The sequence below is a fragment of the Nocardioides nitrophenolicus genome, assembly GCF_016907515.1.
Classification (GTDB): domain Bacteria; phylum Actinomycetota; class Actinomycetes; order Propionibacteriales; family Nocardioidaceae; genus Nocardioides; species Nocardioides nitrophenolicus.
The window spans coordinates 2,596,084-2,616,495 of sequence record NZ_JAFBBY010000001.1 but is presented as its reverse complement, the minus strand read 5'-3'; the positions used below and the strand labels follow the sequence as shown (position 1 = coordinate 2,616,495).

General features: G+C 72.7%; 15 protein-coding genes. 10 read left to right on the top strand and 5 right to left on the bottom strand.

Features of this window, described 5'->3' with window-relative positions; all coding sequences use genetic code 11:
• Window positions 1–96: 96 nt before the first annotated feature.
• Window positions 97–1,716 (top strand): alpha/beta hydrolase, encoded by a 1,620-nt coding sequence (locus JOD66_RS12730; RefSeq protein ID WP_204837240.1) that lies wholly within the window; start codon window positions 97–99, stop codon window positions 1,714–1,716.
• Between the two features lie 92 nt (window positions 1,717–1,808).
• Here the strand turns inward: JOD66_RS12730 and JOD66_RS12725 are convergent, their stop codons facing one another.
• Window positions 1,809–3,812, bottom strand: a complete 2,004-nt coding sequence (locus tag JOD66_RS12725; protein WP_204837239.1) for an MFS transporter — start codon at window positions 3,810–3,812, stop codon at window positions 1,809–1,811.
• 178 nt (window positions 3,813–3,990) lie between these two features.
• Here JOD66_RS12725 and JOD66_RS12720 point away from each other — a divergent pair, with 178 nt between their 5' ends.
• The 4 genes from JOD66_RS12720 to JOD66_RS12705 are packed head-to-tail and all read left to right on the top strand — an operon-like array spanning window position 3,991 to window position 9,178.
• Window positions 3,991–5,631 carry an ABC transporter substrate-binding protein gene (locus tag JOD66_RS12720; protein WP_204837238.1) on the top strand — a complete coding sequence of 547 codons (1,641 nt, stop codon included), beginning with the start codon at window positions 3,991–3,993 and terminating at the stop codon, window positions 5,629–5,631.
• A 30-nt stretch (window positions 5,632–5,661) separates the two neighbouring features.
• Window positions 5,662–6,687: an ABC transporter permease gene (locus JOD66_RS12715; protein WP_239545219.1), complete on the top strand. Its 1,026-nt coding sequence runs from the start codon at window positions 5,662–5,664 to the stop codon at window positions 6,685–6,687.
• Window positions 6,684–7,565: an ABC transporter permease gene (locus JOD66_RS12710; RefSeq protein ID WP_204837236.1), complete on the top strand. Its 882-nt coding sequence runs from the start codon at window positions 6,684–6,686 to the stop codon at window positions 7,563–7,565. Before JOD66_RS12715 ends, JOD66_RS12710 begins: the two co-directional genes overlap by 4 nt.
• Window positions 7,562–9,178: a dipeptide ABC transporter ATP-binding protein gene (locus JOD66_RS12705; protein WP_204837235.1), complete on the top strand. Its 1,617-nt coding sequence runs from the start codon at window positions 7,562–7,564 to the stop codon at window positions 9,176–9,178. The genes JOD66_RS12710 and JOD66_RS12705 overlap by 4 nt, the downstream gene beginning before the upstream one ends.
• A gap of 203 nt (window positions 9,179–9,381) precedes the next feature.
• On the opposite strand, the gene JOD66_RS12700 is transcribed toward JOD66_RS12705, so the two are convergent.
• A complete protein-coding gene (locus JOD66_RS12700) occupies window positions 9,382–10,473 on the bottom strand; it encodes a rhodanese-like domain-containing protein (RefSeq protein WP_204837234.1) in 1,092 nt (363 codons plus the stop codon).
• 96 nt (window positions 10,474–10,569) lie between these two features.
• Between JOD66_RS12700 and JOD66_RS12695 the strand changes: the two genes are divergently transcribed.
• Window positions 10,570–11,964 carry an NtaA/DmoA family FMN-dependent monooxygenase gene (locus JOD66_RS12695; protein WP_204837233.1) on the top strand — a complete coding sequence of 465 codons (1,395 nt, stop codon included), beginning with the start codon at window positions 10,570–10,572 and terminating at the stop codon, window positions 11,962–11,964.
• The gene (locus JOD66_RS12690; protein ID WP_204837232.1) at window positions 11,945–13,180 is read left to right on the top strand and encodes an acyl-CoA dehydrogenase family protein; all 1,236 of its coding nucleotides are present in this window, start codon (window positions 11,945–11,947) and stop codon (window positions 13,178–13,180) included. Before JOD66_RS12695 ends, JOD66_RS12690 begins: the two co-directional genes overlap by 20 nt.
• A gap of 170 nt (window positions 13,181–13,350) precedes the next feature.
• On the opposite strand, the gene JOD66_RS12685 is transcribed toward JOD66_RS12690, so the two are convergent.
• From JOD66_RS12685 to JOD66_RS12675, 3 genes are read right to left on the bottom strand one after another with little or no spacing between them, the layout of a single operon-like run.
• Complete coding sequence (locus JOD66_RS12685) at window positions 13,351–14,589, bottom strand: MFS transporter (RefSeq protein WP_204837231.1); 1,239 nt, start codon at window positions 14,587–14,589, stop codon at window positions 13,351–13,353.
• The gene (locus JOD66_RS12680) at window positions 14,586–15,653 is read right to left on the bottom strand and encodes an LLM class flavin-dependent oxidoreductase (protein WP_204837230.1); all 1,068 of its coding nucleotides are present in this window, start codon (window positions 15,651–15,653) and stop codon (window positions 14,586–14,588) included. Before JOD66_RS12680 ends, JOD66_RS12685 begins: the two co-directional genes overlap by 4 nt.
• A gap of 19 nt (window positions 15,654–15,672) precedes the next feature.
• The gene (locus JOD66_RS12675) at window positions 15,673–16,794 is read right to left on the bottom strand and encodes an acyl-CoA dehydrogenase family protein (protein WP_204837229.1); all 1,122 of its coding nucleotides are present in this window, start codon (window positions 16,792–16,794) and stop codon (window positions 15,673–15,675) included.
• A 137-nt stretch (window positions 16,795–16,931) separates the two neighbouring features.
• On the opposite strand from JOD66_RS12675, the gene JOD66_RS12670 reads away from it, so the two are divergent.
• Genes JOD66_RS12670 through JOD66_RS12660 form a run of 3 tightly spaced genes read left to right on the top strand, consistent with a single transcriptional unit; the run spans window position 16,932 to window position 20,393 of the window.
• Window positions 16,932–18,179 (top strand): LLM class flavin-dependent oxidoreductase, encoded by a 1,248-nt coding sequence (locus tag JOD66_RS12670; protein WP_204837228.1) that lies wholly within the window; start codon window positions 16,932–16,934, stop codon window positions 18,177–18,179.
• Between the two features lie 37 nt (window positions 18,180–18,216).
• A complete protein-coding gene (locus tag JOD66_RS12665) occupies window positions 18,217–19,197 on the top strand; it encodes an LLM class flavin-dependent oxidoreductase (RefSeq protein ID WP_204837227.1) in 981 nt (326 codons plus the stop codon).
• Entirely contained in the window at window positions 19,194–20,393 is a 1,200-nt protein-coding gene (locus tag JOD66_RS12660) for an acyl-CoA dehydrogenase family protein (RefSeq protein ID WP_204837226.1), read from the top strand. Before JOD66_RS12665 ends, JOD66_RS12660 begins: the two co-directional genes overlap by 4 nt.
• The last annotated feature ends 19 nt before the right edge of the window (window positions 20,394–20,412 follow it).

Below are 20,412 nucleotides of genomic sequence, written 5' to 3'. Positions count from 1 at the left end.
CGCGCGTCGGGGTGGACGTGACGGGAGTGACGCGGCAAGGTCGGACCTGCGCCGGAAGATTTCCCGGTCACCCAATATTTCTCGGAAGGTTGTGACGTGAAGAGAGCACTGACGATCGTTGCGTCGGTTGCGACGGCAACAGCCCTGCTGGTGCCCGGGGGGAGCAGCAACGCTGCGCCGCAGGCTCCCCAGGTCGCCGCGAAGGCGCCGTCGTACACCCCGCCCGCGCCCGTGTGGGGCGCGTGCACCAACAAGCGTCTGATCGACGCTGGCGCCCAGTGCGGCATGCTCGAGGTACCCCTCGACTACGCCAAGCCCAAGGGCAAGAAGATCCAGATCGCCGTCAGCCGCGTGCTGCACACCAACGCCGACTACAAGGGCATCATCGTCGGCAACCCGGGTGGGCCCGGTGGCTCCGGCCTCGGCATGGCCCGGCTCGGCGCCGCGATCCCCAACGGCGTCGGCGCCAAGTACGACTGGTACGGCTTCGACCCGCGCGGCGTCGGCAGCAGCACGCCCTCGCTGAGCTGCAACCCCGACTACAAGGGGCAGGGCTACGACCGGCCGAACTACGTGCCCACCAAGAAGAAGGACCTCAGGTGGTGGCAGCGGGTCACCAAGAAGTACGCCAAGGCGTGCTCGAAGGCCGACGCCAAGCGGCTGCTCAAGCACATCCACACCACCGACGTCGCGCAGGACCTCGACAGCCTGCGCAAGGCGGTCGGCGCGCCGGTGCTGAACTACTACGGCTTCTCCTACGGCACCTACCTCGGCCAGGTCTACGCGACCATGTTCCCGAAGAAGGTCGGCCGCTTCGTGTGGGACGGCGTGCTCAACGCGGACCGCGCGTTCTACCAGTCGAACGTCGACCAGAACATCCAGTTCGACAAGAACATCAACCGCTACTTCAAGTGGCTGGCCCTCAACGACGCCCGCTACGGCCTCGGCACCAACGGCAAGAAGATCCGCAAGGGCTACTACAAGCTGCTCAAGAAGCTCGACAAGCAGCCCGCGGCCGACGGCAAGCTCGGACCCGACGAGCTCGGTGACGTGCTGCTCAGCGCCGGCTACTACGTCTACGACTGGGACGCGATCGGCCAGGCGTACGCGAAGTTCGTCAAGACCGGTGACGGCAAGGACCTGATCGACATGTACGCCGGCCCCGGCGACGACAACGGGTTCGCGGTCTACAACGCCGTCCAGTGCACCGACGCGGTGTGGCCGAACTGGAAGAAGACCGAGGCCGACGCCTGGCGGGTGCACGAGAAGCACCCCTTCCTCACCTGGGGCAACACCTGGTACAACGCGCCCTGCCTGAACTGGCCGGCCCCGTCGCGCAAGGCGTTCGAGGTCAGCGGCAAGAAGGTCAAGTCGCCGATCCTGATGATCGGTGAGACCCACGACGCCGCGACCGTCTTCTCCGGTGCGCTCGCCACCCGCCAGAAGTTCAAGACCTCGTTCCTGATCGAGGGCAAGGGCGGGACGACGCACTCCGGCTCGCTGTCCGGCGTCGCCTGCACCGACGACCTGGTCGCCAGCTACCTCGACACCGGCGTGCTGCCCAAGCGCAAGAAGCACAAGGGCAGCGACCTGAAGTGCCCGCCGGTCGCGCCGGAGTTCCTGGCCGCCCGGGGCAACGGGCCGCAGACGGTGAACGACCGGATGCCGGCGGACCTGCGCCGGGTGCTGCTGGAGGCGCAGGCCTCCGGCCGCTGAGCCAGCACTGATCCACCCACGAACGGGCGTCGGCCGGCAGGCCGGCGCCCGTTCGGCGTCCCGCGGGCGGGCCGTGGGCGTGTCGCGGGCGCTCAGCGCGACGGCAGGCCCAGGGTGTGCAGGAACTCGCGCAGCCGGTGCCGCCCGACCAGGCTGTCCGGGCCGCGCAGGCGGTCCAGGATCCGGTCGGACCACGCCCCGGCGAGGCCGTGGCGCGCGTTGTAGGCGGCGAGACTCTGGTCGTAGTCGACGACGGCGGCGTCCGCCGTACCGACCTGGTAGGTCTCGCGGTGGAGCACGGCCGCCTGCGGCAGCCGGGGCTTGACGCCCGCCTGCTCCGCGGGATCGGGTACGCCGAGCGCCATCCCGAAGACCGGCACGGTGTGCGGCGGCAGGCCGAGCTCCGCGGCGACCTCGAGCGGGTGGTTGCGGATCGCGCCGACGAACACCGAGCCCAGGCCCAGCGACTCGGCGGCGACCACGGCGTTCTGGGCGGCGAGGGCGGCGTCGATCACCGCGAGCAGGGTGACCTCGAGATAGCCGGTCGCCTCCAGGTCGACGTCGTGCCGCTCACCGAGGCGGCGGTGCCGCCCGAGGTCGGCCAGCCAGACCAGCAGCACCGGCGCCCGCCGGATGAAGTCCTGGTCGCCCGCGAGCGCGGCGAGCCGGTCCTTGCGGTCGGGGTCGGCGACGGCGATCACGCTCCAGGCCTGGAGATTCGACGAGGTGGGTGCGGACTGGGCGGCCGCCACGATCGTCACCAGCTGCTCGTCGGTGACCGGCTCCGGCAGGAACTGGCGGACCGAGCGGTGGGCGAGCTGGAGGGCGAGGATCTCGTTGGCGGCCAGGTCGAGGCCGGGGGCGCCGTACCGCGCCGTGGCGAGCTCGGCGGTGGTCGAGGTCATGGGAGTCCTTCCGATGGGCCGTCCGGCCGGGTGCCGGGACGGGAGGAGCGGGAGCAGCAGGGCGGCGGAGAGCAGGGAGGCGAGGCCGCAGCCGATCAGGAAGCGGGCGTCGCCGACGGCGACCGCGACCGGCGGTGAGGCGGCTCGGGAGAGCGCGACCAGCGCCGTGAGCACCCCGAGGATGCTGGCGAAGCGCAGCGCGCCGAACCGGTCGGCGACGAGCGAGGGCCGGGCGATGGTGGCCACGCCGATGCCGGCGCCGACGGTGCCGACGCAGACCAGGAGCAGGGCCGGGGAGTGGGCCACCAGCGGCATCGCGAGCATGCCGACGCCCTGCAGCGCGAACGCGGCGACGGACAGCGCGGTCATGCCGAGCAGCCGGACCAGTGCCGGCAGGCCCAGCCGTACGACGAGCATGAGCACGCCGATCGCGAGCGGCACCGTCGACGCGAAGGCCGTCGAGTGCCCGACGTCGCGCAGCCAGGAGACCAGCTGGAGCTGGAAGGCGGCGGTGGCGCCGGCCTGGACCACGAACGCCGCGCACAGCAGCCAGAACCCGCGCGAGCGCAGGGCGGTGCCGACGCCGGAGCCGGTGCGCTCGCGGGCCACGGCCAGGTGCGTGCGCCGTCCGGGCACGGCGACCAGGTGCACCGGCACGGCGGAGGCGCCCACGACCAGGCCGAAGAGCAGCACCGTGCCGCGCCAGCCGAGCTGCGGCTCGAGCCAGCCGGCGAGCGGGTAGTAGAGGAAGGTGACCGCCCCGGCGAGCATGGTCACCGCGAGGATGGCCCGGTCGCGGTGCCGAGCCTCCGTGGCGATGACCAGCACCGAGAACGCGGCCTCGTAGGTGGAGGTCGCCAGGGCGATGCCGATGCCGGCGAACGCGGCGTACAGCGTCCACAGTGAGTCGGCCTGGGACCAGGCGACGACGCTGAGCGCGCCGACGACCGAGCCGGTGGTCATCACCAGCCGCCCGCCCCAGGCGTCGAGGAGGCGGCCGATCGGGAGCGCGACCACCGCGCCCACCAGGACCGAGATGGTCGCGGCGCCGGTGACGGCGGTGCGCGAGACGCCGAGGTCGGCGGCCATCGGGATGATCAGCACCGGGAAGGCGTTGATCATCGCGCCGTAGGTGACCGCGCTGGTCAGCGCGAACGCCGTGACCAGACGCCGCCAGTCCAGCTCCGCCACCGCGTTATTCCTTCCGTCCCTGCAGGCGCTGCCTGCCTGTCCGCCATGCGGATCCGTTGACCGCGATCCGAGATTCGACCCGACCTTATCCTTTGTATCTCGATAAGATCACTGGACTTACATGAGGTTGTGCTCGGACCGACCGACCACCCCCGAAAAGACAGGACATCCCCTTCCCATGCGCCCACTGCGTTCCCGTCTCCTGCTGACGTCAGCAGCCCTCGCCACCACCGCCTCGCTGTTGCTGGCCGCGTGCGGTGGCGGCTCGACCTCCGGCAACGGCGGCGATGCCGGCGAACCCGTCTACGGCGGGACGCTGACCGTCTACGACCCGGTGCAGTACGCCGCCTGGAATCCCACCAACTCGCTGTGGTCCAACACCCAGGTCACGCCGACCCTCGCCGAGCGGCTGATCTGGCAGGACCCCGAGACCGGTGAGTTCAAGCCCTGGCTCGCGGAGTCCTGGGAGGTCAGCGACGACCACCTGAGCTACACCTTCCACCTGCGCTCCGACGTCACCTTCTCCAACGGCGACCCGCTCGACGGCGAGACCGTCGCGCTCAACTTCGACCAGCACGGCAAGGGCGACGCCGCCAAGGGCATCCCGGTCGACCCCTGGTGGGCCAACTACGTCGGCACCGACGTACCCGACCCGCACACGGTGGTCGTCAAGTTCTCCGAGCCCAACGCCGCGCAGCTGCAGGTGTTCTCCAACTACCGCGCGGCCTCGATCCTCGGCAAGCCCTACCTCGCCCTCGACTTCCAGGGCCAGGGCAAGCTCGAGAACTGGGTCGGCACCGGCCCGTTCACCGTCGACTCCGTCGACGGCACCACCGGCGTCACCCTGGTCCGCCGCGACGACTACGACTGGGCGCCGGAGGGCTCCGACCACGAGGGCAAGGCCTATCTCGAGAAGATCGTCTTCAAGGTGGTCCCCGAGGCCGGCACCCGGGTCGGCGCGCTCGCCAGCGGCGAGGCGCAGGTCGCGCGCAACATCGCGCCGTACGACGAGGAGACGGTCACCGCGCAGGGCGGCGTCGTCGAGGCCTTCCCCGTCCAGGGCGAGACCAACGACCTCACCATCCAGCTCGACGCCAAGGCGCCGACCCAGGACAAGAACGTCCGCCTGGCGCTGATCGCGGCCACCGACCGCGAGGAGATCAACGAGACGGTGCTCTCGCCGTCGTACCCGATCCCGACCAGCGCGCTCACCCAGGGCACGCCGCTGCGCGGCGACTCCAGCAAGTACCTCGGCTACGACCTCGACAAGGCCAAGCAGCTCCTCGAGGAGGCCGGCTGGGTCGAGGGCAAGGACGGGATCCGCGAGAAGGACGGCCAGCGGCTGCACTTCGAGTCGTGGGTCGCGCCCTACTACCAGGTCTCGCAGTCGGTCCTCGAGCTGCTGCAGTCGCAGTGGAAGAAGGCCGGCATCGAGCTGAACATCAACGCCGTCTCGCAGACCGAGTACGAGTCGCTGCGCCTCGCGCGCGGTGACAAGTGGACCTTCGAGCAGGGCCAGCAGTCCACCGCCGAGCCCGGCGTCCTCTACGCGTCGTACGGATCCAAGCGGTCCAACGCGACCCACAACCCGACGCCGGACACGGTGCTCGAGGGCCTGCTCGAGGCGCAGTCGCAGGAGTTCGACCCGACCAAGCGCGCGGCGATCATCCAGCAGATCGAGGACCGCATCTTCAGCGAGGGCTACTCCGACCCGCTGTACGACGAGACCCAGGTCTTCGGCCTCGCGCCGAGCGTCCAGGGCTTCAAGACCGAGTCCACCGCGCGCTCGTGGTGGTACGACACCTGGCTGTCGGAGTGACGGCCGTGACGACGAGAGAGCGCTGAGACGATGCGCCGCTATGTTGCGAAGCGCGTGGGTCAGGCGGTGCTGGTCCTCTGGGCCGCCTGGACCCTCGCCTTCATCCTGCTGAGTGCGCTGCCCGGTGACTCGGTCAGCAACCGGATCAGCGACCCCGAGGCCAACATCTCCCCGGAGGGCGCCAAGCTGCTCCTCGAGTACTACGGCCTGGACCGTCCGCTGTGGGAGCAGTACCTGCACAGCCTGTGGAGCGTGCTCCACGGCGACTTCGGGTACTCGCTGACCAATGCGACCGCGGTGGAGTCGCTGATCGGCCAGGCCCTCCCGGCCACGGTCAAGCTCACCACGCTCGGCCTGGTCTTCGGCGTGGCCTTCGCGAGCCTGGTCGCGGTCACCATCAACTACGCGCCCTGGGCCTGGCTGCGCAACCTGGCCGGCTCGATCCCGGCCCTGTTCGCCTCGGTGCCGACGTTCGTGGTCGGCATCATGGCGCTGCAGTACCTGTCCTTCCGGTTCCACCTGATCCCCTCCGTCGACGACGGCTCGCTGCGGGCGCTCATCGCGCCCGCGGCGACGCTCGGGATCCTCGTGGCCGCACCGATCGCGCAGGTGCTGGCGACATCGATCCGCAAGACCCGCAACCAGCCCTTCGTGCACGTGCTGCACGCCAAGGGCGCGGGCGAGGGCTTCATCTTCCGCAAGGACGTGCTGCGCAACTCCTCGCTGCCCGTGCTCACCCTGCTCGGCCTGGCCTTCGGCGAGCTGATCGCCGGGTCGGTCGTGACCGAGTCGGTCTACGCCCGCAACGGGATCGGGATGATCACCGTCAACGCGGTCAACACCCAGGACCTGCCGGTGGTGCAGGGCGTGGTGCTGCTCTCGACGCTGATCTACGTGGCGATCAACCTGGCCGTCGACCTGGCCTACCCGTTCATCGACCCGCGGATCCTGATCGACACCAAGACGGCCAAGCGCAAGGCCAAGGCCGTGCGCGCCGACGTACCCGCTCCCGAGCCGGTGCGCCGCCGGCTCCCGGCCGAGGTGGCGATGCCATGACGATCACCCTCGACCAGACGGGCACACCCGCGGACGAGAGCGCGGCGGGCCGGGTCACCGCGTCGTACGTCGTACGGTGGGCGGCGCGGCACTGGAGCCTGCTGCTGGCCGGCGCCATCGTGCTCACCGTCATCGCGTGGGCGCTGTTCCCCGGCCTGTTCACCCACTACGACCCGGTGGCGGTCGACCCGCGCAACAAGCTCCAGCCGCCCTCGGGGGCGCACTGGTTCGGCACCGACCACCTCGGTCGCGACGTGTACGCCCGGGTGGTCCACGGCTCCCGGGCGTCCCTGACCGGATCGCTGATCGCGGTCGGCGTCGGCGCGGTCGTCGGCTCCCTGGTCGGCGCGATCGCCGGCTGGTTCGGCGGCTTCGTCGACAACCTGGTGGGCCGGGCGATCGACGTGTTCCTGGCGATCCCGGGCTTCCTGTTCGCGATCTGCATCGTGGTGCTGCTCGGCTTCGGCATCGTCCAGGCGGCGATCGCGGTCGGGCTGACCCTGACCGCGACCTTCACCCGGCTGATCCGGGCCGAGGTGCTCAAGGCGCGCACCAGCAGCTACGTCGAGGCCGCCACCACCAGTGGGACGACGACCTTCGACATCCTGCGGCGCCACGTCATCCCGAACTCGCTGGCGCCGACGATCGCGCTGGTGACCGTGCAGTTCGGGATCGCGATCATCTGGATCGCGTCCCTCAACTTCCTGGGTCTCGGCACCCAGCCGCCCGAGCCGGAGTGGGGCCTGCTCGTGTCGGAGGGACGGCGCTACATCGCCACCCGGGGCTGGCTGACGCTCTACCCCGGCCTGGTGATCGTGGCAGTGGTGCTCGCGACCAACCACATCTCGCACCACCTGACCAAGGGAGACCAGTCATGACCGCCCTGCTGCGCGTGGAGGGACTCGAGGTCGCCTACGAGATCGCCGGCCGCGCGAAGACCGTCGTCCACGGGGTCGACCTGGAGCTGGCGGAGGGCGAGGTCCTCGCCCTGGTGGGGGAGTCGGGCTCCGGCAAGACCACCACCGGGCAGGCCATCCTCGGCCTGCTGCCCGCCAACGGCCGGGTGACTGGCGGCCGGATCCACTTCCGCGACCAGGTGCTCACCGACCTGTCGCCGGCCGGCTGGCGCGACGTACGGGGCCGCGCCATCGCGCTGATCCCGCAGGACCCGACCGTCTCCCTCGACCCGGTCCGCCGGGTGGGCCACCAGGTCGACGACGTACTGCGCCTGCACACCACGCTCGACGCCGCCGCCCGGCTGGCGCGGGTGCACGAGCTGTTCGAGCTGGTCGGGTTCACCGACGTCGAGCGGCGCTACCGGCAGTACCCCCACGAGCTGTCCGGCGGCATGCGCCAACGGGTGCTGATCGCCGCAGCGGTCGCCGCCGAGCCCGACCTGATCATCGCCGACGAGCCGACCTCCGGCCTGGACGCGACCGTGCAGAAGCAGGTCCTCGACCTGATCGACGACCTGCGCGCCCGGCTCGGGACGGCCGTCGTACTGGTGACCCACGACCTGGGCGTCGCCGCCGACCGCTCCGACCGGATCGGCGTGATGCAGGACGGCCGGCTGGTCGAGGTGCGGCCGACCGCCGAGATGATCGCGGACCCGCGGCACGAGTACACCCGCCGGCTGCTCGGCGCCGTCACCTCCCGGCTGGAGCGCGGCCGGGAGCGGGTCGCGCCGACGTCCGGGCGCGAGGTGGTGGTCCGGGTCGAGGGCCTGCGCAAGGAGTACGACGCTTTCGTCGCGGTCGACGACTCGTCGTTCGAGGTGCGCCGCGGGGAGACCTTCTCGATCGTCGGGGAGTCCGGCTCGGGCAAGTCGACCACCGCCCGGGTGCTGACCGGGCTCACCCCCGCGACGTCCGGCCGGGTCGAGATCCTCGGCACCGACGTCACCGGGCTCGGCCCGCGCCAGTTCCGGCCGCTGCGCAAGGACATCCAGATCGTCTACCAGAACCCGTACTCCTCCTTCGATCCCCGCTTCGGCGTCTACGACGTCGTCGACGAGCCGCTGCGCGCCGCCATCGGCTCCGGCGGACCGCGCTGGGGGAGGGGCGGCAAGCGGCCCCACGAGGACCAGGTCGTCGCCGCCCTCGAAGCGGCCGCGCTGCCGGCCGACTTCGTCAACCGGCACCCCCGGGAGCTCTCCGGCGGCCAGCGGCAGCGGGTCGCGATCGCCCGGGCGCTGGTCTGCGAGCCGCAGGTCGTCGTACTCGACGAGCCGATCTCGGCGCTCGACGTATCGGTGGCGGCGCAGATCCTGGAGCTGCTCGGCCAGCTCCAGGCCGAGCGGGACCTGACCTATGTCTTCATCTCCCACGACCTCGCGGTGGTCCGGGCCATCTCCGACCACGTCGCGGTGATGCAGGAGGGCCGCATCGTCGAGGCCGGCGCGATCGGCGACGTCTTCGACCGCCCGCAGCACGCCTACACCCGGGACCTGTTGGCCGCGATCGCCGGCCGCGACCTGGTGACCTCCCGCTGACCCGGCTCGAACTGGCTCTGAAATCCCGCCGACCCGGCTCGAACTGGCTCGGAAATCCCGCCGACCCGGCTCGAAGTGGTCCTGAAATCCCGCCGACCCGGCGCGAGTTACCTCGCGCCGGGTCGGGCCCTTTCGGGAGCCAGTTTGTGCCGGGTCGGGCCAATTCCGAGGCCAGTTTGTGCCGGGTCGCGCACTATCGGGGGCTACTTCGAGCCGGGTCGGGGGAAGGGGTGGAGCAGGAGGGCGATCTCGAAGCCGCGGCGCTGGAGCCAGTGCGCGACGACGGCGGCGCGGGCGCCGAGCAGGTCGTCGATCAGCACCACCCGGGCGCCGCGGACGGCGATGGTGCGGTAGGCGACGCCGAGCAGCTGACCGCCCTCGGAGGAGAGCGAGCCGAGGAGATGGTCGGCGGCGTACTCCTCCGGCGTGCGTACGTCGAGCAGGTACGTCGTGCGGTCCGGGTCCGCGGCCCAGTCCTCGGCGGTCGCCAGGTCGATCCGCGGGAAGCTGTCGTCGGCGGAGATCGCCGCGACCCGCTCGGAGGTCGCCGCGAGGGCGGTCGCGCTGGCGGCGTCGTAGACGGCGGTGGCGCCGGTCTCGAGCTCGCCGCCGGCGTCGGTCCAGGCCCGGGTGCCGTCGTACAGGAAGGACACGGGGTTCGCGACGCCCGCGTCGATCAGGGTCTGGGCGCCGAGGATGGCGCGGGCCAGGCCGGCGCAGGAGACGACGACCCGCGTGCTCGGGTCCGGTACGACGTCGGCGAAGCGCAGCAGCAGCTCCGCCCCCGGTACGCCGATCGCGCCGGGGACGTGTCCGTCGGCGAACTCCGGCAGGGTCCGGGTGTCGATGACGACGACGTCCTCGCCCGCTTCGCGCAGGGCGGTGAGCTCGGCGACGGTGGTGACCGGGGTGCCCTGTTCCTGGCTGACGGCGAGGGTGAAGTCGTTGCCGGGTACGTCGAAGGTGGGCAGCCGTTCGCCGGACGCGAGCCAGGCCGGGATCCCGCCCTCGACGGCGACGATCCGGGTCCATCCGCGCTCGCTCAGCTGGGCGGCGAGGCGCTCGGCCGTGCCGTCGCCGCCGTCGATGAGGGCGGTGCGCACGACCCGGCGGGGCACGAACCGGTCGATGGTGTCGAGCAGCTCGTCGGCCGGCAGGTTCGTGGTGAACAGCGGCGAGGCGTAGCCGACGGTGGCCCGGTCGCGGACGTCGATGACGGCGAGCTCGTCGCCGTCGGCCAGCCAGGCGTGCAGGGTCGCGACGTCGATGGTGCTGGTGGAGGTGGTGGTCGTCATGGGCTTCCTTCACTCAAAGGGCTGTTAGTCACTCAACCTAGTCCACATGCGGAGACGCAAACACATTTAATTCAACAGGGAAACTAGTCTTTGAGCATGGCTCTGCCTCCCACCCGGCACCTGGTGCTCGCCGCCTCGATCACCGGCGCCGGCACCTCCCCCTACGCCGCCACCTGGCCGGGCACCCGCCCCTACCGGTTCGCCGAGTGGGAGCACTACCGCCACGCGGCCGAGGTCGCCCGGCGCGGCGTCCTGGACGCGGTCTTCGTCTCCGACATGCCCGCCCACACCGGGCACCGCGAGCGCGGCGCGGGCCAGGTCCTCGACCCGATCGCGTCGTTCTCCGCGATCGCCGCGGCGGTGCCCGACATCGGCTTCGTGCTGACCGCGTCGACGTCGTACAACTCGCCGTACAACCTGGCCCGGCGGATCGCCACCCTGGAGCTGATCTCCGGCGGCCGCACGATCCTCAACCTGGTCACCAACTTCAACCCGGCCGTCGCCGCCAACTTCGGCAGCGCCGCGCTGCTGCCCCGCGCCGAGCGCTACCGGCGCGCGGCCGAGTTCGTCGACGTCCTCGAGCAGCTCTGGGACAGCTGGCAGCTGCCCGAGGAGCCGCGCGACGACGGGTTGCTGTGGGGCGAGGAGACCGGCAACCCGATCCACCACGACGGCGAGTTCTTCCACGTCGCCGGCCCGCTCAACGTCCCGTCCGGACCGCAGGGCCGCCCGGTGCTCTCCCAGGCCGGCGCCTCCGGACCGGGCCTCGACTTCGCGGCCGCGCACGCCGAGATGGTGTACGCCGCGACGCTCAGCAAGGAGCTGGCCGTGCGCTTCCGCGCCGATCTCGCGTCGCGGGTGCGGGCGGCGGGCCGCGAGCCGGCCGACGTACGCGTGGTCCCCGGCGTCAACATCATCCTCGGCGACACCGAGGCCGAGGCGCGGCGCCGCCACGAGGCCTGCTTCGGCGCCGCCGACGAGGACCAGCTGATCGAGCGCTTCCTGGCCGCCCAGCGCGACTGGTCCCAGCCCGGCCTGCCCGCGCGGATCGACTACGACGCGCCGCTCGACCCGGCCTGGCTGGAGCCGGACCCCGAGCAGAACAAGCCGATCGGCTTCAGCCGCGCCCTGCAGGAGCTGGTCGCGGCCGAGGGCCTCACCCCGCGCCAGGTGGTACGCCGGTACGGCGAGCCGGGCGGCCACCGGCTGCTCGTCGGCACGCCGCGGCAGGTCGCCGACGCGCTGCTCGACTGGTGGTCCGACGGCGTCGTCGACGGCTATGTCGCGCACTTCCCGGTGCTGCCCGAGGACCTCGAGCGCTTCGTGGACCAGGTGGTGCCGATCCTGCAGGCGGAGGGCGCCTTCCCCCGCAGCTACGCCGAGTCCGGGCGCACGGTGCGCGAGCGCCTCGGACTGCCCGACCCCCGCTCGTCCCGCACCGCCCCACCCACCACAGCCACGGAGGAACTGCATGTCGCTCACGGACGCTGAGCTGCTCGACAAGTACCGGCCGGTCTTCGACAAGATCCGCGCCACCTCGATCGAGCGCGAGGAGAACGACCGGCTCGCGCTCGAGGAGGCGGGCTGGCTCAAGGAGGCCGGCTACACCGCGTCGCGGGTGCCGACCGAGTACGGCGGTGACGGCGCCAGCCTGCGCCAGCACTTCCTGCTCACCATCGAGCTCGCCGCCGCGGAGTCGAACCTCCCGCACGCGTTGCGGATCCACTTCCGCACCACCGAGGACCACTGGCAGAGCCGCGACGAGGCGCGCTCCCAGGAGTGGCTGACCCGGATCGCCGGTGGCGCCGTCGTCGGCACGGCGGTCAGCGAGCGCACCGGTGAGTTCCGCAAGCCGTCGACCACGCTGACCCGGCGCGACGGCGCGCTGCTGCTGAACGGCACGAAGTACTACAGCAGCGGCGCGCTCTACGCCGACTACCTCACCGTCTCCGCGGCCGAGGAGAACGGCGACCTGCTCAGCGTGGTCGTCCGCGCGGACGCCCCGGGCGTGGAGCGGATCGACGACTGGGCCGGCTTCGGCCAGCGCGCGAGCGCCAGCGGTACGACGGTCTTCACCGACGCCCCGGTGGACGGCGAGGACTGGATCTTCCCGCCGGTCGGGGGCAGCGGCACCCGGCTCGCCCACCTCCAGCTCACCCACCTGGCCACGGCGGCCGGCATCGTCCGGCGCGCGGTCGACGACGTCGCCGAGTTCGTGCGCGCCCGGCAGCGCACCTACCCGCACGCCAGCGCCGCGGTCGCCAGCCAGGACCCCCTGGTGCAGCAGGTGATCGGCAAGGCGGACGCGGTCGCGCACGCCCTGCGCTCGATCGTGCTCGAGGCCGCCGACGCGCTCGACCGCGCCCAGGACGCGCGCTTCGCCTTCCGCACCGCCGCCGAGCGCGACCGGACGCCGGAGGCCGAGGCGGTCGTGGTGGCACTCGAGCTGGAGGCCGAGCTGGCGGCGTACCGCGCACAGAGCGTGGTCTTCGACCTCGCCATCGCGACCGCCTCGGACATCTTCGAGGTCGGCGGCTCCTCGGCCCTGGACCGCAAGCACCACCTGGACCGGCACTGGCGCAACCTGCGCACGGTGGCCAGTCACAACCCGATCATCTACCGCGACCGCCAGCTCGGGGACTACGTGCTCAACGGCACGCCGCCGGCGTCGGTCTCCAGCGAGGACACCGCCGGCAAGGCGTCCTGAGAGCGGATCCACCGAGCTGCCGGGGGTGGCGCTGTAACACGGCGTCCGCCCCACTGGTCGCCGCTTGTCAGCAGAATCGGGCCCGAATTCGGCGCTGTTCTGCTGACAACCGGCGGGTAGTCGTGTGGACACCGTGTTACAGCGCGTCGGCGACGGAGCCCGCCCGCCCCTCAGGGGCAGGCGGGCTCCGGCATCACGTCGACCGACGCAGCGGCGGGCGCGGCACGCCGGGCGCCGATCAGCGGGACCAGGGCGGCGGCCGACAGCACGCAGGCCAGGCCCATCACCACCAGGAACCGCCAGTCCTGGAGCCAGGTCGCGACCAGCGGCGCGCCGGCCCGGGAGACCGCCATCGGCACCGTCATCACCGACAGGATGCTGGCGAAGGTGGTCACCCCGAAGATGTCGGCGACGATCGAGGGCCGGGCGACCACGCTGATGCCGTAGCCGAGGCCGAAGAACGCGATGCACATCAGGGTCAGCGGGATCGAGGTGCCCACCAGCGGCAGGACCAGCATGCCGACCCCCTGGACCGCGAAGGACACCGCGGTCACCCGCGTCATCCCGAACCTGGCCGCCAGCGGAGCCAGCGCCAGGCGCGAGGTGAGCTGCAGGATGCCGACGGCCAGCGGCAGGCTGGCGGCGGTCCCGGCCGAGAAGCCGACGTCGCGGAAGTAGGTCACCATCAGCAGCAGGAAGGCCGCGTTGGCGCCGCCCTGCAGCACGAAGGCCACCAGCAGCAGCCAGAACCTGCTGTTGCGCAGCGCCTCGCCCAGCCGGACGCCGCTGCGGTCGGCCAGCAGCGCCGAGTGCATCGCCCGGCTCGGTACGACGAACGCGTGCAGCGGGATCGCGGTCACGGCCAGGGCCGCACCGAGGACGAGCAGGGAGGGCCGCCAGCCGATCTGGCCGTCGAGCCAGCCGGTCAGCGGGTAGAAGAAGCTGGTCGCGAAGCCGGTGATCATGGTGACCACGACGATCGCGGTGTCCCGCCGTCTCTCGTCGGTGGCGACGACCAGCACGGCGAAGGCCGACTCGTAGGTCGACGCCGCCAGCGAGAACCCGATCAGGGTGAAGGCGAGGTAGAGGTGGGGCAGCGAGTGGGCGGTGGCCCACAGCCCGACGCCCGCCACGCCGACGACGGTGCCGAGGGTCATGATCAGCCGGCCGCCGTACCTGTCGAGCATCCGGCCGATCGGGACGGCGGTGAACGCGCCGACCAACGTCGACAGGGTCGCCGCGAAGGCGACGGCGGTGCGGGACGCGCCGAGGTCGGCGGACATCGGGACCAGGAGCACGGTGAAGGACTGGATCAGCGCCCCGTAGCCGATGGTGTTGGTGACGATGAAGGCGATGACCAGCCGGGTGCTGGTGCGCGATCGCGCGGGATCCCCGGACGCCGCGCTCATCCGCGCAGCAGCGGGAGCAGCTGGTCGCCCTGGCGCCTGATCTCGTCGAGGTACGGCGTGTCCGACAGCACGAAGTGGGTGACGCCGAGGTCGGCGTACCGGCGCAGCGACTTGGCGACGTCCTGCGGCGAGCCGACCAGCCAGGTGGTGCCCGCGCCGCCGCCGCCGAACCTCCCCGGCGTCGTGTAGAGGTTGTCGTCGAGCACCTCGCCCCGCCCGGCCAGGTCGAGCAGCCGCTGCTGCCCGACGGCCGCCCGGCGGTGCGCGTCCTGGGTGAGGGCGCCCTGCTGGGCGGCCATCTGCGCGACCTTGGCCTCGGCGTCGGCCCAGGCCTGGTCGGTGGTGTCGCGGACGAAGGTGGTGACCCGCAGGCCGAACTGCAGTGGCGCGTGCCGGCGACCGAGCGACGCCTCCAGCCCGCGCAGCCGCTCGATCCGCTCCCGGACGCCGTCGAGCGGCTCGCCCCAGAACAGCTGGACGTCCGCCTCGGCGGCCGCGGTGCGCTCGGCGGCCTCGGAGGCACCGCCGAAGTAGATGGGCGGGTGGGGGCGACCCTCGCGCGGCGTGATCCGCGGCGCGACCGTCGAGTCGGTGACCGAGAAGTGCTCGCCGTGGAAGGTGACCTGCTCCTCGGTCCACAGCCGCCGGATCAGCTGGATGAACTCGGTGGTGCGCGCATAGCGGTCGGCCTGCTCGGCGTCCGCGTCGCCGTACGCCGCCAGGCTGTCCTTGCCCGAGACGATGTTGACCCGGACCCGGCCGCCGGTGAGGTGGTCGAGGGTGGCGGCGGCCGCGGCGAAGTTCGCGGGGCGCCAGTAGCCGGGCCGGACCGCGATCAGCGGCTCGAAGGTGGTGGTCCGCGCGGCCAGCGCGGTGGCGACGGTGAAGGTGTCGGGGCGGCCCCAGGTCGTCCCGATCAGGGCGCCCTTCCAGCCGTGGTCCTCGAGCGCGCGGGCCTGCTCGGTGAGGGTGTCCAGGCTGTTGTGGTCGGGGCGGGTGTTGTCGTCGCCGCGGTGGCCGGGCTCGGTCTGGTTGGGGATGTACCACAGGTACTCGGCGGTCATGGGGGGCTCCTGTCGGGCGTCAGCGGGCGAGACTGGTGAGTTGGGCGGCGCGCACGTCCGGGGTCTGGCCCTGGACGAGGATGAACAGCGCGGAGCGGGCGTGCAGCTGGGCGGTGTCGGTGCCGGCCAGGCCGCGGCCGGAGCGGGCGACGAGCAGCGCGCGGGTCACGACGGACAGCGCGTCGCCGCTGGCGACCTTGGTGTCGAGCCGCTCCTGGATCCGGTGCTCGCCGCCGCCGGCGGCCGCGGCCTCGTCGGACAGCTCGTAGGCGCGGGCCCGGATCTCCTCGATCCGGGGCCGCCACACGGCGGCGACCTCGCGGGCAAGGGGGTGCTCGGCGCGGTCGAGCTCGTCGAGCACCCGGCGGGCCAGGCCGAAGTGGTGCGCGCGGGCGTCGCTGGCGGTGCCGAGGTCCTCGTGGCGCCAGCGCTCGATGGTCTGGACGCCGAGCACGTGGCTCTCCGGCACGAACACCTGGTCGAGCACGACCCGCTCGGTGCGGCTGCCGTCGACCGCGCTCAGCTGCAGCGGCGTGGCGTGCAGCCGGTCGCCGACCTCGACCAGCGCGGTGACCACCCGGTCCGGCTGGTCACCGGCGGCGGGGTGCACGGCGGCCACGGTGATGGCGGAGTTCAGTCCCCAGCCGCTGACCCAGGAGATGGTGCCGCTGAAGACCCAGCCGCCCTCGACCTCGCGGGCGATGATCGCGCTCGTCGGGTAGCGGCGTACGTCGCTCACGGCGGCGCCGAGCAGCAGCTCACCGCGCAGGATGCGCAGCGCGAGCTCGGGCAGCGACCGGCCCTCGGCGCGGGCGGCGGCGATCCGGGCGGCGAGCGGAGCGTGCTGCGCCCAGACCAGCCAGGTGTTGAAGCAGCCGCCGGAGAGGATCTCGTGCAGCCGCCGGTCGACCGCGCGGTCCAGCTCGTGGCCGCCGAACTCGCGGGGCGCGAGGTGGTTGAGCAGACCGAGCTCACGCAGCTCCTCGATCCGCTCGGGCGTGACGCCGCCCACCTCGGTGGTCAGTGCCGTCGGTGCGAGCACGCGCTCGGCGTACTCCCGCACGCGCTGCACGAAGGGGTGGCCGTCGGCCGCGTCCACGGCCTCGGCGGCCGGTGTCGCCACGAGCTCGGGGGTTGTCATCTAGCTCTCTCGATTCCTGGGATCGGTGACCACATTGTGGACGGTATCTTAGTCAAGTAACTAAACTCCATCGAACTACTACAGTATCTGGACAGGGTGCTCGTCCAGACAGATGCAGGGGAGAGAAGGGAAGCCGCATGACCGACGGGCCGCAGCTGCACCTGAACGTCAACATCCTCAACGCCGGCGTGTTCGGAGGCTCGTGGCGACTGCCCGGGACCGACGGGGCCGCCAGCTACCGGATCGAGCACTACACCGACATCGCGCGGCTCGCGGAGCAGGCCTGCCTGGACGCGGTCTTCCTGGCCGACGGCCCGGTCCTCGACCCGCAGATCCGGCACCGTCCCAACAACAACCTCGAGCCCACGACGGTGCTGGCGCGGATCGCCGCGCAGACCGAGCGGATCGGGCTGATCGCCACCTTGTCGTCGTCGTACAACGACCCGCGTGAGCTCGCGCGCCGCTTCGGCGACCTCGACGTCGTCACCGGCGGCCGGGTCGGCTGGAATGTCGTCACCACGGCCGGGCCGGTGGCCGCGGCGAACTTCGGCCGCGAGGGCGAGCCGGACCACGCGCTGCGCTACCGCCGGGCCGCCGAGTTCGTCGAGCAGGTCGTCGCGAGCTGGGCCGCGGCCGAGCACCCCTCGCCGCAGGGCCGGCCGGTCGTCGTCCAGGCCGGCGGGTCGAGCGACGGCAAGCGGCTGGCCTCACGGGTCGGTGAGGTGATCTTCTCCGCCGAGCAGGACGTCGCCAAGGCGCGGGAGTTCCGCGCCGAGCTGCGTGCCGGGGCGGTCGACTTCGGCCGCGACCCCGACGAGATCGTCGTGCTGCCGGGGATCTCCACCGTCGTCGGCAGCACCGAGGCCGAGGCCCGGGAGCGTCGCGCGCTGCTCGACGAGCTGCTGCCCGACGCCTACGCCCGCGGCCGGCTGGCCGGACAGCTCGGCTTCTCCCTCGACGGTCTCGACGACGACCGGCCGATCCCGCCCGAGCTGCTCCGCGACCCCGACGAGGCGGGCGGGTCGCAGACCTTCTACCGCGTGGTGCGCGGCATCATCGACCGCGAGAACCCGACCCTGCGCCAGCTGCTGCGCAAGCTCAGCGGCGGCGGTGGCCACCGGATCGTGGTCGGCACGCCCGAGCAGATCGCCGACGACATCGAGCTGTGGTTCCGCACTGGAGCGGCCGACGGCTTCAACGTGATGCCCGACGTGCTGCCCTCGGGCTTCCACCACTTCGTCGAGCACGTGGTGCCCGAGCTGCAGCGCCGCGGCCTGTTCCGCCGCGAGTACACCGGCTCCACGCTGCGCCACCACCTCGGCCTCGGCCTCCCGCCCGCGCCGCGTGGCGTCGCCGACCGCGCCCCGCTCGAAGCCGCCCGCTGACCGGGCTGACCCGGTCGACCCAGGAGGACCACATCCGATGACCACCATCCCCCCGCGCGCCGTGCTCGTGGAGCTCGCCGTGGGCACCACCCCCAGCAGCGTGCCCACGGTCGCCGAGGCCGCCCGGATCGCCGCCGCCGCCGAGGCGGCCGGGGTGACCGCGCTGCGCCTGGTCGACGAGCTCGCCGACGGCGCCGTGCTCGACCCCTCCGTCGTGGCCGGCTTCCTCGGCGGTATGACGACCACGCTCGGCTATGTCGTCGACGTACCGACGACGCGGCACGCGCCGTACAACTCCGCGCGCCGGATCCTGTCCCTCGATCGCGCCGTCGGCGGCCGGGCCGGTGTCGCGCTGCGCCCCGGCGCCGGCGACGAGGTCAGCGAGGCGGTCGCGCCCGACCCGGCGGCGGCCGACCCGGTCGAGCGCTGGGCCGAGTACGCCGACGTGCTGGCCCGGCTCTGGGAGAGCTTCCCGGCCGAGGCGCTGGTGGGTGACCAGGACGCCGAGATCCTGGCCCGCGACGAGCTGATCCACCCGATCGCGCACGCCGGCCGCTACTACCGGGTCCGGGGCCCGCTCGACGGGCCGTCCTCGGTCCAGGGGCGTCCGGTCCAGGTCGTGGTCGACACCGACGCCATCGACGTCCACCGATTCGCGGCGCTCGCCGACGTGGTCGTCGTCGACCGCGAGCGGGCCGCCGGGTACGCCGCGGCCCTCGCCGCCGCGCTCGCCGCCGTCGGCCGCTCGCGGGAGGACGTCGTCCTGCTCGGCCGGGTCCGGCTGGACCGCGCCGACCTGGCCGACCCCGGGACCGTGGGCGCCGTGCTCGCCGAGCTCGACGGCTGGGCGAGCGCCGACGGCCTCGACGGCTTCGACCTGACCGGCGACGACCCGCTGGCGCTCGTCGACCTGGCCGGCCGGCTCCAGCCCCGGGGCGGCGCCACCCTGCGCGCCGCGTTCGGCCTGCCGCCGGTCGCCGCCCGGCTCGCCCCGGTCGCCCGCGAGGACGTGGCATGAGCGCGCTGCCCACCGACACGGTGCTGACGCCGGCCTCGATCCGGGCCGCCGTCGCACCGGTGCTGGCCGAGCTGTCCGCGACCTCGCGGGAGCGGGAGGGGACCCGGGACTATCCCCACGCGCTCGTGCGGCGGCTCGCGGACGCCCGGGTCACCCTGATCGCGGTCAGCCGGGAGGACGGCGGCGCGGGCGGCGACCTGCGCGACCTCGTCGACCTCGTCGTCGACATCGCCCGGGCCGACTCCAGCGTGGCCCAGTCGCTGCGCTCCAGCTTCCTGACCGCGTGGACGGTGGTGTCCGACCCGGCCGGGCCCCAGCGCGAGCGCACCCTGCAGCGGCTGCGGTCCGGGCACCTGTTCGCCGGCACCGCCAACGAGCGGGGCGGGGCCGCGGGTGGCGTGGCGACCACGCTGCGGCCCGGGCCCGACGGCGTCCGGGTCGTCGACGGGGAGAAGTACTACTCGACCGGGAGCCAGTACGCGACCTGGTTCGGCGGCACCGCCCTCGACGAGCACGGCCGGCTGGTCCGGTTCTCGGTCCCGGTCGACCGGCCCGGCGTCGAGGTGGTCGACGACTTCGACGCGGTCGGCCAGCGGCTGACCGCCTCCGGGACGACCCGGCTGCACGCCGTACCGGTGGCGGACGACGAGTGGAGCGTCGCGGCCGACACGGCGCCGCGCAACCCGTGGCAGGGCTCGCTGGCGCAGCTCTATCTCGCCGCGATCGAGGCGGGCATCGCCGCCGCGGCGCTGGACGACGCGGTCCGCTTCTCCCGTGAGATCGCCCGCCCGATCAAGCACTCCACCGCCGACGCGGCGGTCGACGACCCCTACGTGCGCGAGGTCGTCGGCGAGATCGCGGCCCGCGCGAACGCCGCGCGGGCGGTGGTGCTGCTCGCCGCCGAGGTGCTCGGCGCGGTGCCGGCGGCCGACGACGAGGAGGTGCGCGAGCGCGGCGCGGAGGCGTCGATCACCGTCGCCCAGGCCCAGTACGTCGCCATCGAGTCCGCCCTGCGCGCGGCCGAGCTGCTCTTCGACGTGGGCGGCGGCTCCGCCACCGACCGGGAGCACGCGCTGGACCGGCATTGGCGCAATGCGCGCACCGTCGCCAACCACAACCCGCGGGCCTGGAAGGCCGCCGTGACCGGCGGCTGGCTGCTCGTCGGCGAGGAGCCGCCGACCACCGGGCTGTTCTGACCCCGACTCCGCCCCCCAA

Bases quoted from the DNA above. Each gene is read 5' to 3' on its own strand.
- JOD66_RS12720 (WP_204837238.1), top strand. From the start codon at position 3,991: ATGCGCCCACTGCGTTCCCGTCTCCTGCTGACGTCAGCAGCCCTCGCC.
- JOD66_RS12715 (WP_239545219.1), top strand. From the start codon at position 5,662: ATGCGCCGCTATGTTGCGAAGCGCGTGGGTCAGGCGGTGCTGGTCCTC.
- JOD66_RS12710 (WP_204837236.1), top strand. From the start codon at position 6,684: ATGACGATCACCCTCGACCAGACGGGCACACCCGCGGACGAGAGCGCG.
- JOD66_RS12705 (WP_204837235.1), top strand. From the start codon at position 7,562: ATGACCGCCCTGCTGCGCGTGGAGGGACTCGAGGTCGCCTACGAGATC.
- JOD66_RS12700 (WP_204837234.1), bottom strand. From the start codon at position 10,473: ATGACGACCACCACCTCCACCAGCACCATCGACGTCGCGACCCTGCAC.
- JOD66_RS12695 (WP_204837233.1), top strand. From the start codon at position 10,570: ATGGCTCTGCCTCCCACCCGGCACCTGGTGCTCGCCGCCTCGATCACC.
- JOD66_RS12690 (WP_204837232.1), top strand. From the start codon at position 11,945: ATGTCGCTCACGGACGCTGAGCTGCTCGACAAGTACCGGCCGGTCTTC.
- JOD66_RS12685 (WP_204837231.1), bottom strand. From the start codon at position 14,589: ATGAGCGCGGCGTCCGGGGATCCCGCGCGATCGCGCACCAGCACCCGG.
- JOD66_RS12680 (WP_204837230.1), bottom strand. From the start codon at position 15,653: ATGACCGCCGAGTACCTGTGGTACATCCCCAACCAGACCGAGCCCGGC.
- JOD66_RS12675 (WP_204837229.1), bottom strand. From the start codon at position 16,794: ATGACAACCCCCGAGCTCGTGGCGACACCGGCCGCCGAGGCCGTGGAC.
- JOD66_RS12670 (WP_204837228.1), top strand. From the start codon at position 16,932: ATGACCGACGGGCCGCAGCTGCACCTGAACGTCAACATCCTCAACGCC.
- JOD66_RS12665 (WP_204837227.1), top strand. From the start codon at position 18,217: ATGACCACCATCCCCCCGCGCGCCGTGCTCGTGGAGCTCGCCGTGGGC.
- JOD66_RS12660 (WP_204837226.1), top strand. From the start codon at position 19,194: ATGAGCGCGCTGCCCACCGACACGGTGCTGACGCCGGCCTCGATCCGG.